The 17,280-nt window shown below is 69.0% G+C and carries 7 protein-coding genes and 4 pseudogenes; 6 read left to right on the forward strand and 5 right to left on the reverse strand.

All coding sequences use genetic code 11. The features are described 5' to 3' along the window. Nucleotides 1-1,342, forward strand: a 1,342-nt coding sequence (locus tag AB0883_RS28535; RefSeq protein ID WP_366644392.1) for a thioesterase domain-containing protein, incomplete at its 5' end; no start/stop codon positions are given. Nucleotides 1,343-1,609: 267 nt separating this feature from the next. Here AB0883_RS28535 and AB0883_RS28540 read toward each other — a convergent pair. Beyond that, a pseudogene (locus AB0883_RS28540) lies at nt 1,610-2,304 on the reverse strand (IS5 family transposase). A 196-nt stretch (nt 2,305-2,500) separates the two neighbouring features. Between AB0883_RS28540 and AB0883_RS28545 the strand changes: the two are divergent. Further along, nucleotides 2,501-2,769 (forward strand): annotated as a pseudogene (locus tag AB0883_RS28545) (hypothetical protein); the annotation flags it as partial. Nucleotides 2,770-2,800: 31 nt separating this feature from the next. On the opposite strand, the gene AB0883_RS28550 reads toward AB0883_RS28545, so the two are convergent. Continuing rightward, a complete protein-coding gene (locus AB0883_RS28550; protein WP_366644393.1) occupies nt 2,801-5,494 on the reverse strand; it encodes a DEAD/DEAH box helicase in 2,694 nt (897 codons plus the stop codon). Nucleotides 5,495-6,328: 834 nt separating this feature from the next. Between AB0883_RS28550 and AB0883_RS28555 the strand changes: the two genes are divergently transcribed. The 3 genes and pseudogenes from AB0883_RS28555 to AB0883_RS28565 all read left to right on the forward strand — a co-directional run. Beyond that, nucleotides 6,329-7,765: an endo-1,4-beta-xylanase gene (locus tag AB0883_RS28555; RefSeq protein ID WP_366644479.1), complete on the forward strand. Its 1,437-nt coding sequence runs from the start codon at nt 6,329-6,331 to the stop codon at nt 7,763-7,765. Nucleotides 7,766-7,956: 191 nt separating this feature from the next. Then, nucleotides 7,957-9,339 (forward strand): RICIN domain-containing protein, encoded by a 1,383-nt coding sequence (locus tag AB0883_RS28560; RefSeq protein ID WP_366644394.1) that lies wholly within the window; start codon nt 7,957-7,959, stop codon nt 9,337-9,339. Nucleotides 9,340-9,485: 146 nt separating this feature from the next. After that, nucleotides 9,486-9,658, forward strand: a pseudogene (locus AB0883_RS28565) (ricin-type beta-trefoil lectin domain protein); the annotation flags it as partial. 75 nt (nt 9,659-9,733) lie between these two features. On the opposite strand, the gene AB0883_RS28570 reads toward AB0883_RS28565, so the two are convergent. Both AB0883_RS28570 and AB0883_RS28575 read right to left on the reverse strand, forming a co-directional pair. Further along, nucleotides 9,734-11,422 carry a family 43 glycosylhydrolase gene (locus AB0883_RS28570; RefSeq protein ID WP_366644395.1) on the reverse strand — a complete coding sequence of 563 codons (1,689 nt, stop codon included), beginning with the start codon at nt 11,420-11,422 and terminating at the stop codon, nt 9,734-9,736. Between the two features lie 219 nt (nt 11,423-11,641). Beyond that, nucleotides 11,642-13,273 (reverse strand): ricin-type beta-trefoil lectin domain protein, encoded by a 1,632-nt coding sequence (locus AB0883_RS28575; RefSeq protein ID WP_366644396.1) that lies wholly within the window; start codon nt 13,271-13,273, stop codon nt 11,642-11,644. Nucleotides 13,274-13,885: 612 nt separating this feature from the next. Between AB0883_RS28575 and AB0883_RS28580 the strand changes: the two are divergent. Next, nucleotides 13,886-14,077 (forward strand): annotated as a pseudogene (locus AB0883_RS28580) (xylosidase); the annotation flags it as partial. A gap of 241 nt (nt 14,078-14,318) precedes the next feature. On the opposite strand, the gene AB0883_RS28585 reads toward AB0883_RS28580, so the two are convergent. After that, nucleotides 14,319-17,057 carry a beta-L-arabinofuranosidase domain-containing protein gene (locus tag AB0883_RS28585; RefSeq protein ID WP_366644397.1) on the reverse strand — a complete coding sequence of 913 codons (2,739 nt, stop codon included), beginning with the start codon at nt 17,055-17,057 and terminating at the stop codon, nt 14,319-14,321. Nucleotides 17,058-17,280 lie beyond the last annotated feature (223 nt).

The raw sequence follows: 17,280 nt of genomic DNA on the forward strand, positions 1-17,280 counted from the left end.
GCCGCAACTCGTGCCGATCCGGGTGGACCTGGCCGCGCTACGTCGAGCCGGCGCCGATGGCGTGCCGCCGCTGTGGCGGACGTTGGCCGGCGGCTCCGCCCGCCGGACGGCGACCACAACCGACACGCCAGTGGACCTGACCACCAGGCTGGCCACTATGGGAGTCGAGGAACGCCAGCGGACAATCCTGGAACTGGTACGGACACAGGCCGCCGTCGTACTCGGCCATCCCGACCCAGCGACGATTGATCCGGACAGCGCATTCCGCGAACTCGGCTTCGACTCGCTGACCGCGGTGGAACTACGTAACCGACTGGCCACCGCGACCGGCCTGTCGTTGCCGGCCACGCTGGTCTTCGACCATCCCAGCACCGGAGCCTTGACCGATCATCTGGTGAACAAGCTGGCCTCCGCCGTGAGTGCCGGCAGCGACCGCAGTACCGGAGCCGAATCGGCCGGCTCGGGAGCCGTTCGAGTGTCGAACCTCGCGGAGATGTACATGCAGGCCGAGGTCGACGGCAGACACGACGAGTTCTTCGACGTGATCGGGCGATTGGCGAAGCTCCGCCAGACGTTCGGTGTGGACACGGCCGACGAGGCGGTCCGGCCTCCCACACGGGTCGCCACCGGCGACGGCAAGCCCAAGTTGTACCTCTTCACCCCATACGTAGCCCCGGCCAATTTCCAATATGCGCGGCTGGCGTTGGCCTTCCAAGGCACCCGTGACGTGTCGGTGTTGCACCCGCCCGGCTTCCATGCCGGTGAGAAACTGCCGGAGAACATCGAGGCGATGACTCTCGCGTACGTCGAGACAATCATCCGAGACAACGCGAACGGCGAAGAATTCGCACTGGGCGGCCACTCCAGCGGTGGGCTGATCGCCCACCGGGTTGCTGCCAAGCTGGCGCAGATGGGCGTGGCGCCAGCTGGCGTCATTCTGCTCGATGCGCCCTCGCAGGCGGACCTTCAAACCGTATCGGAGGACGGGCCGCTGTGGCGAAAGCAGATTTTTGAGGGACTCAGGCGGACTGGCGATGACGGCGATGACAGCTGGGTCTTCGCGATGGTCCATTACCTCTCCTTCCAGTGGTGGCCTGCGGAGCAAATCGAGATACCGACGCTCCAGGTCCGTGCATCCGAACGGATCAGCGGACCGGCAGACAATAACGACTGGATGTTCACCTGGAGCTACGCCACCACAGTCACGTTGGCAGATGTGCCAGGAAATCATGTACAAATAACCGACCAATACGCTTCGGTGAGCGCGTTGGCGGTCAATGACTGGCTCTCCCACTCGCCCGAGAAGCGCCCAGCGTTCGTAGACTACCGGGGGTCGAAGTAGATGTGGCCCTCCCGAGCTCAATCAATTCTAAGCGAGCTCAATGGGCTCAGCTTTGCTGAGCCACCGAATCCTGACTCGGGTGGGGGACCACCAACCCGTTCGAAGTTGACCCGGAAGGTCGCCTTGTGGGTCGAGGATCCGCAGGTGACAGAGATGATGTTGGTGAGCACCTCCCGCCGGGGTTTGACCCAGCGAGTGACTGACCTCGGGGTCCTTTCCGCGATTTGTCGGCCTCCGCCGGTGGGGGGCCTGTCTCGCCAAGAACTCCTAACTTTGGGTGCGTTGGAGTTGGCGCCAGCAGATGAGGGCGCAGGCGAGGCTGAGGAAGGCTTCGTGCATGTCGTCGCTGATCTCCCAGCGGATGCGGAGGCGGCGGAGCCAGTGCAGCCAGGCGATGGTGCGTTCCACGATCCATCGTTGGGTGCCGAGGCCGGAGCCGTGGGGCGTGCCGCGTCGGGCGATGACGGGGTGACGCCGCGGGCGCGGATCTGGTGGCGGTGGTCTGGATGGAGTCGTGCCTGTTCCCGCCGGTCAGCGTGACCGCGAGGGGGATGCCGCCGACGTCGGGGATGACGTGGTGTTTCGAGCCAGGCTTGCGGCGGTCGACCGGGCTCGGACCGGTTTTGGGCCGCCCTTGAGCGCCCGGATGTGGGAGCCGTCGATCACCGCCCTCGACAGGTCCAACTGGCCCGCGCCCCGCAGCCGGGCCAGGAGCACCTCGTGCAGCCGTTGCCACACCCCGGCGTTGTTCCAGTCCCGTAACCTGCGCCAGCAGGTCATCCCCGAGCCGAACCCAAGCTCTTGGGGTAGGTACTCCCATGGGATCGCGGTGTAGAGCACTAGCAGAATCCCGCAGAGCACCTTCCGGTCATCCAGCGGCTTACGCCCCGGATACCGACTCCGCCTCGGGGGCGGGGTGGCAGCAGCGGCGCGATCTCGGCCCACAACTCGTCCGAGACCATCCACGGCGGTTGCTCACCCCTCCTCACGTTCAGACGAAACGACCCTCACGTCCAGTCGGTTACGCCGAACATCATCAAGTTAGGACCTCTGGGGGTGTTTCCGGCGATCTTGGTTAGTAGTTTCAGCGGCGGGGAAGCGGTCGCTGAAGGTGATGGCGAAGGCTTTCAACGCGGGTTTCCAGCGCGGCCGAACCACCCGGGCGGTGTCAGTGCCGAGCCGGACGGCCATGCGCTGGGCCGGTCCCGTGGCGGGTTGACCACGAAGCTGCACCTGGGCTGCGAGCAGGGCCAGAAACCCCTCGCCATCGTGCTGACCGCCGGGCGCCGCACATCTACCAGCAGCGCCACGCCGTGGAGTGCGGCATCAACCGGCTCAAGCGCAACCGAGCCGTGGCCACCCGATTCGACAAGCTCGCCGTCCGCTACGAAGCCACAATCCACCTCGCCGCCATCAACGAGTGGCTGTTACCGACTTCGACACAGGCCCTAAATGGACCTACTCGACGGAGCCCACCCCTATGTCCCGGTACTCCCCGAGCCACCCCGTCGCGCGATGGTCGCCCCGCCAGGTGAACACGACGACGCCCAGGTCTCCGTCCCCGGGCGGGAAGGTAGTGCCCGCCGTGCCCCGGCGGATCGGCTCCGCGCGGTGGGTGCGGCCGGCCCAGACCGTCACCACCGCGCCGGAAGGACCGGTCGCGACGACGTCCCGGCCGGAGACCGCGATCGCGCATCCAGTGGCCCGCTCGTACAGCAGCTGCCGGTAGGCGCTCTCCGGCAACCGGCAGGCGCGAGGCGGCCTGCCGGGCGGCCAGTCCGGCGCAGTGTGGCCGTTGCCGACGGCCGCGTGCCAAAGCTCAGGCACCGCGTCGGCCAGATGCACGGGCGTGGCCATCAGCTCGCAGATCCACAGGAGCCTGCCCGCTCCGCGTGGCGGCCGGCAGCGCCGCCACCTGACCCGGCGGCCGAGGTCTCCGGCGACCACCGCGACCCACGGGTGGACCGTGCCGAGCAGGCCCTGGCTCGCGAGCCAGTGCAGGTACCGGGGAGCGTCCTCGAGGATGGGATAGATCGCGGCGTACGGCATGCCCGCGACAGTGGTGACGCTCTCGCCGAACAGCTCCGGCGCGTTCGCTACCGCGAGCAGGGCAGCCTGGGCCAGGTCGCCGCGCCGAGGCTCGGGCAGGTCGGTCGCTGCCGCCGCGGGCTCCGTCGGCGGGCCGGTCGGCCCGACGCCGGAGTTGATGATGCCGGCGACCGCGTTCCTGGCATCCTCGGGCACGGCGACCTGCGCGAGCTTGGGTACCAGCGTCGCGACAGTACGGATGAGCGCGCGCTCGGCCTCGGCGGCGCTGGCGGGTACCGGTAGGTCGTTCAACGTCCGGCGCAAGTGGTCGCATACCGTGGCCGGGACCATGAGCCGTGCGGTGAGCTGGCCGAGGTCGGTCGGGGCCAGGAGCGTTTCCTCGAGGTCACTCCCGGCGTCTGCCGGTGTGTCAGCGACCATGCCCGCGTCGGCGAGGAACTGGATGGCCTGCCGCAACGGACCGAGGCTGCGACGGCCCTGCTGGTGGGCCAGCGTCCGGACCCACCAGCGGTCAGCCGCTGTCCGCGAGGTCACCTCCTCCCGTACCACCTCACCGAGGACATGGTCGGGCAGGCTGGACTGGATCTGTGACCGCACCACGTATCCCTCGGTCAGCCGTGCCTGCCAGGCCGGCCGTTCGCCGTCGTCGACGATGAGGAACGCCCAACCTTGGTCCTCACCCGCGCCGACCCGTCCGGCGCGGCCGAACATCTGCTGGACGGTGGCCACGTCCAAGCCGTCCAGCCCGACCTGGGTGTCGCGGACGACGACAGCGCGCGCGGGCAGGTTGACCCCGGCGGCCACGGTCGGCGTGGCGACGAGGACGTCGAACTGCCGGGCGCGGAAGGCCGCCTCGGCGTCCCGCCGGTACGGCCAATCCTTGTAGTGCAGGCCCACGCCGGCCTGGCCGCACACCATGTGCACCTGCGCGGCATCGTCCGGCCTGACCCGGGTGGTGTCCACGCCCCGGCTGGCCGCGAGCAGCAGCGCGGTCCGGCGTACGTTGCGTTTGCTGCCACAGAACACCAGCACGCTGCCGCCGTCGTCGGTCACGAGGCGGCTTATCACGGTCGCCAGCCGGCTTCGGGCGGCTTCCGTCACGTTCCAGTCGGCGTGCGCCGCGACCGCGGGCAACTGCCAGGTCAGCCGGCTGGACCGCCACGTCAAGTGCAGCAGCCGGGCCCGCAGCCAGACCGCGATCTCCGCCGCGTTGCCGACCGTGGCCGACAACCCGACCACCCGGATCGGCGGCTGGGCGTCGCGCATCCGGGCCAGCATTGCCTCCAGCGTGGGACCACGAGCGGGATCGCCGAGCAGATGGATCTCGTCGACGATCAAGCAGTCGACCTCCGCCAGCGCCTCCCGCAGGGCCGAGCTGCGCGAGACGGCCTCGAACTTCTCAGTGGTCGCCAACCACAGATCGGCCTCCCGCATCCGGTCCGCGTCGACGGCGTACTCGCCGGAGAGGCGCTCGACCCGCACCCCCTTTGCCTTCCAGGCCTCCAGGTCGTGGTTGAGCTCATCGGTGAGCGAGCGTTGGGGTACCAGCCAGACCGCCTTCCGGCGCCGCAGGAGCACGCTCTTGAGCGCGGCGGCCATGCCCATCACCGTTTTGCCCGCTCCCGTGGGTGCGACGACGAGCAGGTTCTCGTCGCCGTCGAGGATGGCAGGAAGCACCTGTGCCTGGGCCGGGTTGAATGTCGGGTACGGGAAGAAAGGGGACAGGGTGGGCGGCAGCAGGCCGTTGGTGGCGACTGGGCCGGCATCCGGTGATGGTGCGCCGTCGTACGCCTGCCACATCAGCGCGAAGGCGTCCCGCGCGGCTACTGCGGCGGCGCCGCTCGCCCGGCTCGGCCGTCGGGTGGGGCCACGCAGCAGCGCACACGGGTAGGTGATCGACTGGAGCGACCGCTCAGACGGATCGTCTGGGAGGCGGCGGATGGCCTCGTCCTCGACGAGGTGCGGGACTCGCCGCACCTCGGCACCCTCGGCGGCGAGCTTGTCCGCCAGGACGGTGAACCGCGGATCAGCGGGGAGCAGGACGCGGACGTCGGTGCGGTCCGTGATGGGCGGCAGGGGCAGATCCGGGTCGGCGATCTTCATCCACAGCAACCCTCGGTCGCGAGGACCGGCCCGACTCGTCCCGCCCACCGTTGTTCGCCACGCCCTCACCGCCGTCGATCCGGACCGTCGAACACCCTACCGGTGGGCCCGCGGTCGGCCGGCCGGCGGGTGCTCGGCCGCCACTCTCGCCAGGCGGCCGCCCTGGGATCATCTCCTCCGATCACGGCCACCCGCACCTGGCAGCACGGAACGGTCGTCGAGGTTACGGCGGTCCGGTCGGCGAGCCTCGGCGGGTCCTCGATGCGGTTGAACCGCAACTTGTGCGTGGCGTCGGCCGCCGTGAACGTGGCGGTGTCGAAGGCCCTTTGATCGACAGCCGTAGCTTGCTCCCCGCGCGCCCTGCCCGAGCAGCTGTGAGCGATAACAGGACCGCAGCCGATCGCATCCGCAGGAGCGATCCGATCCGGCTCGCCGAGTGTTTCGTGAGGCAGCGGTGGCCGTATGGCTTGTTCGCCCTCAGGGATGGGTGCGTCTTGGGGCTTGGAGATTGATGATTCGCTACGTCTTGACGAAGGCGATGTTATCGCTCACTCTCGATGTCGAGGCTGAGTGCGGCCGTGGCTCACCGGGCGAGCCCTCGCTGGTCGATCTCGCGATCATGACGTCCCCCCAGGGCATGCGGACGTCGCCTCAGGACATCCGCTGGCGACAGCGACCGGACTGCCGGTGTCGGTGCCGTCCACCTCACTGACCGTCCGCGAGCCGCGCCCGCCGTTCCGGACCGGCTTCCCGAGCCAACTGGCACATCACCACCACCGGTATTGATGACTGGATAGGAACGCCATGACATCCAAGAGAACCCTGCTGTCGGCGATGGCCCTCGCCGTGGCGCTGACCGCAGGTATGACGGCGACGCTGGACTCCACGGCCAGTGCCGGGACCACCCTGAAAGCGTCCGCCGCCGAGAAGGGTCGCTACTTCGGCGCGGCCGTCGCGACGGGCAAGCTCTCCGACAGCCAGTACGTCGGCATCCTCAACCGCGAGTTCAACAGCGTCGTCGCCGAGAACGAGATGAAGTGGGACGCCACCGAGCCCCAACAGGGCCGGTTCAGCTACACCGGCGGCGATCGTCTCGTCAGTCACGCCCGGGCCAACGGCATGAGCGTGCGGGGTCACGCCCTGCTCTGGCACGCGCAGCAACCGGGTTGGGCGCAGAGCCTCTCCGGTAGCGCGTTGCGCAACGCCGCGATCAACCATGTCACCCAGGTGGCCACCCACTTCCGAGGCCAGATCCACTCCTGGGACGTGGTCAACGAGGCGTTCGCCGACGGTGGCGGCGGCGGACGGCGTGACTCCAACCTGCAGCGCACGGGCAACGACTGGATCGAGGCGGCGTTCCGCGCCGCCAGGGCGGCCGATCCCGGTGCGAAGTTGTGCTACAACGACTACAACACCGACGGCGTCAACGCGAAGTCGACCGGTGTCTACAACATGGTGCGGGACTTCAAGGCCCGGGGCGTGCCGATCGACTGCGTCGGTTTCCAGTCCCACCTGGGCACCTCGCTCCCGGGTGACTACCAGGCCAATCTGCAGCGCTTCGCCGACCTCGGAGTCGACGTGCAGATCACCGAGCTCGACGTCATGAAGGGCTCCAACCAGGCCAACATCTACGCCGCGGTCACGCGCGCCTGTCTGGCCGTCTCGCGCTGCAACGGCATCACCGTGTGGGGTGTGCGGGACAGCGACTCCTGGCGCGGCACCGACGACGCCCTGCTCTTCGATCGATCGGGCAACAAGAAGCCGGCGTACACCGCCGTTCTCAACGCCCTCAACGAAGGTGGCAACCCGCCCTCCACGCCGCCACCGGGCCTTCCGGTGGACACCAGCGCCTGGTATGTGCTGGTGAACCGGAACAGTGGCAAGGCGTTGGACGTGTACAACCTCGCGACCAATGACGGTGCACGGATCACGCAGTGGGCGCGGAACAACGGCAACCAGCAGCAGTGGCAGTTCGTGGACTCGGGTGGTGGCTACTACCGGTTGAAGTCCCGGCACTCCGGCAAGGTGTTGGACGTCTACAACTTCTCCACCTCCGACGCCGCGGCGATCGTGCAGTGGAGCGACGGCAACGGCACGAACCAGCAGTTCCGGCTCGCCGAATCGGCCGGAGGTTACGTGCGTGTGATCAACCGCAACAGCGGCAAGGCCGTGGAGGTGCAGGGCGCGTCCACCAGCGACGGGGCGAACGTCGTCCAGTACACCGACTGGGGCGGCAACAACCAGCAATGGCAACTGATCCGCATCGGTTAGCTGGTCTTCCGTTCGGTGGCGCGGACGGCATCCGTTCGCGCCACCGAACGCGGGCAACCGGCCAGGGACGTGCGCCGGTGGCCGCATCGCGCCCGTACGACGAACACCGTGCTGACGCCGGACGTCGGCACGCACACCAGGCCATCCGCGTGCGTTCCGCTCACGGGTGACCCCGACCAGAGGAGTGGACCATGAGTGCCATCGGTGCGGCTCGTCCCGCCCTTCCATCGAGACGTCGCTGGCGGTCAGGCCTGGCCGCAGCGGCTGCGGCGGTCATCGCGGCCGGCACGTTGGTGGCCGTGGACGCGGCCCCCGCGGCCGCGGCGACCGTGGACACCAGCGCCTGGTACGTCCTGGTGAACAGGAACAGCGGCAAGGCGCTGGACCTCTACGCCTCGGCCACCAACGACGGTGCGCGGATCAGCCAGTGGACGCGGAACGGCGGGGCGAACCAGCAGTGGCAGTTCCTGGACTCAGGTGGCGGCTACTACCGGCTGAAGTCCCGGCATTCCGGCAAGGTCCTCGATGTGCACAACTGGTCGACCGCCGACGGCGGAGCGATCGTGCAGTGGTCCGACACCAACGCGACGAACCAGCAGTTTCGGCTCGCGGACTCGGACGGCGGTCACGTCCGGCTGATCAGCCGGCACAGCGGCAAGGCCGTGGAGGTGCAGGGCGCCTCCACCGCCGACGGTGGGAACATCGTGCAGTACTCCGACTGGAACGGCGCCAACCAGCAGTGGCAGCTTGTCCGCGCGGGCAGCGACGATCCGCCGCCGGGAGGCACCGGGTGCGGTAGGGCCCCGACGCTGTCCAGCGGCACGCACACGATTCAGAGCAACGGCAAGAGCCGCTCCTTCATCCTGCGGGTGCCCGCCAACTACAACAGCAACAACCCCTACCGGCTGATCTTCGCGTTCCACTGGCGCGGCGGCACCATGCAGGAGATCTCCTCGGGCGGCACCAGTGGGACGGCATGGTCCTACTACGGGCAGCAGGAGCAGTCGAACAACAGCGCGATCCTGGTCGCGCCCCAGGGGATCGGCAACGGCTGGGGCAACGCCGGCGGTGAGGACGTCACCTTCGTCGACGACATGATCAAACGGATCGAGAGTGACCTCTGCGTCAACCCGAGGCAGCGGTTCGCCCTCGGCTTCAGTTGGGGCGGCGGCATGAGCTATGCGCTCGCCTGCGCGCGGGCCACTGTCTTCCGGGCGGTCGCGGTCATCTCCGGCGCCCAGATCAGCGGGTGTAGCGGTGGTACGCAGCCCATCGCGTACTTCGGGCTGCACGGCATCTCGGACAACGTCCTGAACATCTCGCAGGGACGTTCGTTGCGCGACACGTTCGTCCGGAACAACAGTTGCGCCGCCCAGAACCCGCCCGAGCCGGGGCCGGGCAGCCGTACGCACGTCACGACCGCCTACTCCGGTTGCAGGGCCGGCTACCCGGTCCAGTGGGCCGCGTTCGACAACGGTCACCTGCCCGGGCCGGTGGACGGGACGTACGCCGAGAGTGGCGTCACCACCTGGACCAAGGGTGAGATCTGGAGGTTCTTCGCGCAGTTCTCGTGACGCGGACGGGTCAGGCGGCGCCGGCTCCCGCGATGCGGGGGCCGGCACCGGCTGACCCCGGGTCGGTGGCGTACCTCCTGGGCCGCGTCGCGAGCGCGGCGGCCGTCGGCGCGCCGTGCGTCGGCGGCTCCGTGTACGCCTCCGTGGACTGCAACGGCCAGGCCAACCAGCAGTGGAATTCAACGCCAACGGCACGATCACAGGTGTGCAGTCGGGTCTCTGCCTGGACGCCAACGGCGCCGCGACGGCGAACGGCACGAAGCTCATCCTCTGGTCGTGCGACGGTGGCACCAACCAGCAGTGGCAGCTGCGAAGCTGACTTCCGAAACGTCGCGGCCGGTCAGCGCTGGGTGGTGACGGGGGACCGCCACCACCCAGCCCACCGTCGGTCCGCTCAGGCGCGCGACCACTGCATGCCGGTCGCCGAGGTGCACGTACGTTGCTCGAGCGCGGCGCCGAGAGCGGTGGAGCCGCCGATCACGCCCAGACACTTGTTGCTGTTGACGTTCACCAGTTCGTGGTAGCCGCTGCCGGTCGATCGCCAGGTGAACACCTGGTTCAGGCCCTCGTGGCAGGTGTACTGGACGATCCCGGCGCCGTCGGCCACCGAGGCGTTCAGGACGTCGACGCACTTGCCGCTGTTGACGCTCTGCAGCCGCACCGCCCCGTTGCCGGCGTCGAGGAAGCGCCACTGTTGCCAGGTCGAGCCGTTGCCGGTCCACTGACCGATCACGGCGAGGTTGTCGAGGTTGGGCTGCTGGACGTCGACGACCTGCCCACTGTTGCGGTTGGTGATCCGGTACGACGGCGAGGCGCCGCCGCCAAACTGCCACCAGTTCACGTTGAACAGGTTGCCGCTGCCGCCGGCGAAGCGCAGGTGGAGGTCGTGCGTACCGGTGGCTCCGCTCACGCCGCACGTGGTGTTCGTCCAGTTCTGCCAGCCGCCGGTGCCACCCACGGTGCAGGTGCCGACGAGCGGGCCGCTCGCACTGTCCAGCCGCACCTCGATGCGACCTCCGCTCGTGCCGGAGGCGACCCGGGCGGTGAAGGACGTGGCACCGGCGCCGAAGGCGACCCCCTTGACCTTGATGGTGTCGCCGTTGTCGATCCAGCCGACGTTCATGCCGCCCTCGCTGGACGCTTCGGTCTCGATGCCGGACCCCCAGGCGATCGTCTCGGCCTCCTGCCGGGTGTACGGGTTGAGCGTGCCGACCTGAGGAGGGCCCGCGGTGGTCATGTCGATCGTGGGAAAGGTGCCGTCGGTGTTGTAGGTGAACCGCTCCACCGCGACGGAGCGGGTGTAGCCGCCGCCGCCGGGCAGTGCGCCGTTGTGGTAGAAGAAGTACGACCCGCCGTTGAAGTCGATGACACCGGCGTGGTTGGTGAAGCTGCTGCCCTGTCGGGGCATGATGGTCCCGCGGTACGTCCAGGGTCCCGTGGGGCCGGGCGCGGTCGAGTAGGCGATGAACTCGGAGCAGCACTCCGCCGCGAAGACGTTGTAGTAGAGCCCGTTCCGCTTGTAGACCCAGGGGCCCTCCTCGTAGAGGGTCGGCCGGCTGGGGTTGCCGGTGCGGGTGCCGTACCCGGCGGTGCTGAGCGGGATCTGGGTCGCCCCGCCCGAGAACGAGATCATGTCGGGGTTGAGCCGCACGTACCACAGGTTCGGGTTGCCCCAGTACAGGTACGCCTGGCCGTCGTCGTCGACGAAGGCGTGCGGGTCGATCTCGCCGTTGCCGACGAGTGGTCGACCGAGCGCGTCCCGGAAGGGACCGGTGGGGCTGTCCGCCACCCCGACCCCGATGACCATCTGCCCGTTCGAGCGCTGGCGTACGGGCACGTACCAGTAGAACTTCCCGTTGCGGGCGACGACCTGGCCGGCCCAGGCGTTGGCGTCCGCCCAGGCGAAGGTCGCCAGGCTCATCGGTACGCCATGATCCGTCCAGTTGACCATGTCGGCGGACGAGTACACCCGCCACTCGCGCATCGTGAAGTAGGTGGAGCCGTCCTCGTCATGCCCGGTGTAGACGTACACCCGGCCGTTGTGCACCATCGGCGCAGGGTCAGCGGTGTAGATGTTCTGCACGAGCGGATTGTCGGCGCGCGCCGTACCCGGCAGCACAGCGACTGCGCAGGCGAGGCTCGCGATTGCGGCGACCACGCGCCGGAATCTCCGACGGGCCCGGCGCGGAACTCGTGGTTGCACGATGTACCCCCAGATTGTCGAGCTGTTTCCACTGGTCGGTGAGGCCGGCCGGGTGGGACGTGCCGTCCACCCGGCCGGCCTCAGGTCAGCGGCCGGAGGTCATACCCGGCTCCACCGCTGGTTGGCGTTGCCGTGGCAGGACCAGAGAATCACCGCCGTGCCGTTGGCCGTGCCGCCGTTGTTGACGTCGAGGCAGAGCGACGGGAAGCGGACGTTGCTGACCGTGCCGTTGCTGTTCAACGTCCACTGCTGGTTGGTGCCGCCGTTGCAGTCCCAGATCTGCGCCCGGGTGCCGTTGGCCGCGCTGGTCGGGACGTCCAGGCACTTGCCGAGGATCCGCAGCGTCTGGCCGTCCTGGCTGATCTGCTGGTTGGCGTTGCCGTGGCAGTCCCAGATCAGGGTGCCGGTGCCGTTGGCGGTGTTGGCGTTGTCGACGTCGAGGCAGCGCCCTGCCGACTCGCTGCGCAGCCGGAACGTGGTCGGGGGCGGCGGGTCGGTGGTGCCGCCGCCGCTGACCCGGAACACCACGGTGCCGTGTGCCGGGACGCTCGCGGAGATGCTCCCGGTGGTGGTGGAGGTGGTGTTGGTCCACGCGTCGCGCAGGGTGAACGAGCTGCCGGTCTTGCCGATCGCCGCCGCGGTGGTGGCGATCGTCGTGGTGGAGCTGCCCTGGTTGAACAGGGCGACCGCGACGTCACCGTCGGCCAGCCGCTTTGCCAGGATCCGCCGGGTGCCGTCGTTGGACACCTGGACCGCCTGGCGTCCGAGCGGGTCCTGGTTGATGGCGACCAGGTTCTGGTTCTTCAGGATCGCCAATGTCGCCGCGTTCGCCGAGCGCAGGTCGTTGCCCATCATGAGCGGCGCCGCCATGATCGACCAGAGCGCGAAGTGGCTGCGCATCTCCGTGTCGGTCATGCCGCCGTTGCCGACCTCCAGCATGTCCGGGTCGTTGAACCCGCCCGGTGCGGCGTAGCCGGCCAGCGGCACGTTGACGTCGACGATGTTCTGGATGCCCATCGGGTAGCCGTTGGTCTGGCCGGTGTTCCACGCGTTGGTGATGTCCTCGGTGGTGCGCCAGAGGTTCGCCACGTCGCTCCAGTTGCGCTGCGGCCCGGTCTTCTCGTGGATGCTGTTCGGGTTGATGCTGTAGACGATGGGTCGGCCGGTGGCGGCCAGCGCGTCGCGCATGATGCCGAACCGCGCCACCTGGTCGTTCATCGTCCCGGTCGGCGAACACCAGTCGTACTTCAGGTAGTCGACGCCCCAGGCGGCGAACTGCCGGGCGTCCTGGTACTCGTGGCCGAGGCTGCCGGTGGAGCCGGGGAAGGCGTCGAAGTACTGGGCGCAGGTCTGCTCCAGCGGCGCCTGGTAGAGGCCGAACAGCAGGCCCCGCGCGTGCAGGTAGTCCCCGAGCGCCTTCATCCCGCTCGGGAACCGCTCGGGGTGGGCCTGCAGGTTGCCCTGCGCGTCCCGGTTGGGGTTGAACCAGCAGTCGTCGACGACGACGTACTTGTACCCGAGGTCCCGCAGGCCGTTGGTCACGATCGAGTCGGCCATCTGACGGATGAGCGTTTCGTTGATGGAGCAGCCGAAGGTGTTCCAGGTGTTCCAGCCCATCGGCGGGGTGCGGGCGACTCCGTTGTTCAGCGCATGCGCCGGCTGCGGCGCGACGACACCGCCGGCGAAGGCGGTCGCGGCCGCCACCGCCAGGACGCCCAGGACAGCGGTCATCCATCTCCTGCGTCTGTACACGTTGTTCCTCCTTGGGAGCTCCGGCGTCGGCGGTCGGTAGCCGGTGCCGTGACTGATCGGTACGGCGGGGACGGTGGTGCCCGTCCGTACTCGCGGCAGGTTGCTGTGTGAGGGGCCGCCCGGCCACGCGCGAAGCCGAGGCGACGGTGCCCTGGTCGCGTCGGTCGCTCCGCTGTCGCCAGCCCGGCGGCTCCAGCCGCGCTGCCATTCTGGGATGACGGGACAATTGCAGAGATGTTATCGCTCACATCAATCTATGTAAATTGGTGACAGGCGATGTCCCTGGTGGATCGTCCCGCGATGACGGGCTGAGGCGGCTTCTCCGCAGATCACCATCACTGTGATCGCGAGTGCCGGATCGGGGTGCGGGGCCGGGCGCCCCGGGAAGCGGCGGCTCTGCCCGAGGTTATGCCTTGACTAAGGGCGTGTTATCGCTCACAGTCGATGGGTCGGATCGCTGGCCGGCTCGGCCCGCCAGACCGAAGATCATTCCCCTCGCGGGTCGTCCGGGCTGCGCCTCCTGGGCAGGGGCGCACCGACCTGTCAACGATCACGACGCGCCGCGGACCGGACCTGGGGACCACCTCTACCGCGCGCAACACGCCGACCCACCGGATCCAGGGTCCGACCTCGACGGGCACCATCGAGCTGGACTACTCCGCCATGCGCGACGGCGACCCGGCCGGCTTGGCGATGCCGCGCGACACCTCGGCCTGGACAGGCGTCAAGCGGGACGACGGGGCCACCCGCGTGGTCATGGCCAACGGCCTGACCATGGGCACCGGCAACCTCCAGCAACGTGTCGTCGCGCAGCAGTTCCACCGCGAGGTCCAGGCCCTCCAACAGCAGCCGCGGCGCGAGGCTGTGACGTACGTCCGTCGCCACGCCGTACGTCGAGCACGCGGGCGGATTTCGCGATCGCGATCGGCGCCTGTCCACGTCGCGACCCCCGCGTACCCCTGGAACGGGCCATCCGCGCGCGTCTCTGGCGGGACGCGCGCGGATGGCCCGTTCCCCACCGCTTCTAGATGAACCGCCAGCGCTGGTCGGCCGACCCGCTGTCATTGCCGAGCACGACCTGCGCGCCCTGGCTGCCGGAGCCGCCGCTGACGCCGAGGACCCGGCCGCCGTCGGCGCACTGGATGCGGAAGTAGGCGTTACCGCCGTAGCGCAGCCGCCACCGGTGGTCGGTTGCGCCGTTGTCGGCCCACTGCACGATCCGGGCGCCGGCCGCGGCGGAACCACCCTCCACGGCGAGCACCTTGCCGCTGTGCGAGTTTCGTAGGCGCAGGTACCCGGCGGTGTCGACGATCGCGGTCCACAGATGGTCGGCGGTGCCGTTGTCGCCCCACTGGATGACGAGGCCGCCGTCGGCGGTCGACATGTTCTGCACGCCGAGGACGAGCCCACTGGCGAGGTTCTGGATCCGGCGGGCGCCGTTGGGCAGGAAGCGCCACTGGTTGTCCAGCGTGCCGTTGTCCTGGTCCTGCACCGCCTGGGCACCCTGGCTGACGGAGCCGTCGATGATGGCGAGGAGCTTGCCGGTGTGCGTGTTGCGCAGCTTGTGCGTACCGTCGCCCACGTCGACGACCGACCAGGTGTGGTCGGCCGTGCCGTTGTCGGCCCACTGGAGGATCCGCGCGTTGTCGGCGGTGGACATGTTCTCCACCCCGAGGACCTTGCCGCTGTTGACGTTGCGGAGTCGGATCGCCGAGCCGTCGACCAGCAGCTGCCAGTCGTGGTCCGCCGTGCCGCTGTCACCCCACTGGAGGGCGAGCCCGCCGTCGGCCGTGGACATGTCGCGGATGCCGAGCACGAGACCACTGGCCGTGTTGGCCAGCCGGAAGCTCGCGACGGTGCCGTCGGCCGTCCCGCCAGCTCGCCAGTACACCGTGTAGTTGTGTCCGTGGGCGTCGTAGAACGGCCCGAGGTTGACGGTGACGCCGTTGGCGACTGCGGTGAAGGCCAGCGCGCTGCTGCTGGTGCGGGTGATCGAGCCGGTGGTCAGCGAGGGCAGGTCGCTCAGGGCGGTGTTGCCGTAGTTTCCGGAGAGCACCACCGGTCCGTAGGTGACCGCTTGGACCGCCGCGTTGTCGTTGGCGGCAACCATCATGACGCGCATCGGCAGTCGGACCGTGACCGTGTCGCCGGAGGCCCAGGATCGGGTGAGGTTGGCGTAGCTGCCCGGCGTCGCGGTGACGTTCTGCGGCGTGCCGTTGACACTGACGGTGGCTCCGCTCGTCCAGCCCGGGATCCGGATCCGCATCGTCCACGAACCGCCGACCGACCCGGTGACGGTCAGGGTGGTGGTGTCGCCGACCGGGTACGACGTGGTCTGGGTGACCGTGATCGCCCGCTGTGTCCAGATGAGGACCGATGGCATGAACAGGTTCACGGTCAGTGTGGTGTCGTTGTGGAAGTAGATCGAGTCCATCAGCGTGGTGTTGGTCTCCACGCCGGTGCCCTGACAGCACCAGAACGAGTTGTGGTCGGTGCTCCAGGTGCCGCCACCCCACGCCGGGCCGACGCCGCGACGGCCGCCCGGGTTGAGCGGGGTGAAGTAGGTGACGTGCCCGTGGCTGTCGGCCGGGTTCTGTTGGCCGATCATGTGGTTGAGCAGCGCACGCTCGTAGAAGTCGAAGTAGGCCGCCCGGTCCGGGTCGAGCAGCCACAGCTCCCGGGTCAGCTTGAGCATGTTGTACGTGTTGCAGGCCTCGCAGGTGTCCGCGCGCAGGTACCCGGCGATGGCGTCCGGTGCCCGGAAGTGTTCGGCCTGGCTGTTCCCGCCTATCACGTAGGTGTGCGCGTTGACGGTGATGTTCCAAGCGTTGCTGGCGATGTCCCGGTACCGGGTGGTGCCGGTGGCCTTGTACTCGCGGACGGCGCCGATCCACTTGGGTACCTGCGTGTTCGCGTGCAACCCGTTGAGCTGGTCGGAATTGGCGGCGAGCGGATTGAACACGGCGTTGTGGTCGAAGCGCTGGGCGGCGGTGAGCCAACGGGCGGTGCCGGTCTGCTGGTACAGGTCGGTCAGGACGGCGTTCATGCCGCCGAACTCGGTGCCCAGCATGGCTTGCATCTGGCTGGCGGTGAGCCGGCCGGTGCGCCAGTCGACCCATCCGGCGAGCGCCAGCAACACGTCGCGGGCCTCGGTGTTGCCGATGAGGCGCCAGACGTCGAGCAGCCCGGCGAGCGTCTTGTGGATGCAGTAGTACGGCACGTTGCCGTTGCTCAGCGTCCGTGCCTCGAGCGCGGTGAAGTCCGACTCGGGGAAGCCGGACAGGTAGCCGGCGTTGAAGCCGGCGGCGCCGTTGTTCGCCTGGCACTTCGCCAGCTCGGCCACCATCTGGTTGGCCCTGTCCCGGCAGGTGGTGTCCCCGAGGACCGCCCAGGCCTGGGCCCATGCGGTCAGGAGGTGCCCCTGCATGTGGGTGCGGAAGGGGAACGTCGGCGCGTCCCACCCCCCGTTGGGCGTGGCACCGGCGGTGGAGAGCCGGTGGTTGGCGCGGAAGTTGTAGAGCAACCGGTTGACATCCACGAAGCGTAGATAGTTGAGGGTGCGGTTCTGGTTGTCCTGCCAACGGCTCCCGGTCAGCCTGACCTGGCCCGGCTCGAACGCGTGGGCGGAGACACCGATGTCGGCGCGGGCCGGGGGCAGGGCGGCACTGGCGGCACCGGCGAGGGCGGGGCCGGCGGCGCTCGCGGCAGCGGCTCCGCCGGCTGCCTTCAGCAGGGTACGACGGTTGACGAAGGGGGCGGGCATGTCGGCCTCCGTTGGTGGTGGCGGGGCGGTGGGCTCGCGCGGCAGCGGGATCCTCACGAACAGATCCGGAAGGTGGCGTCCTGCCGCCTGCCCCGGCTCCTCGCGGCGGCATCCGGCGGTGTGCCCCTGGTGCGACGGCGAGGCCGATGGCGGGGTGGCCGCGCCGGCTGCACTGGGCGAAGCGCGTGCCAGGCGTCTCGTCTGCCGTGGGAGCGCATCGTGT

Origin of the sequence: Micromonospora sp. NPDC047812, assembly GCF_040704175.1 — a bacterium.
In the GTDB taxonomy this organism is placed as follows: Bacteria; Actinomycetota; Actinomycetes; order Mycobacteriales; family Micromonosporaceae; genus Micromonospora.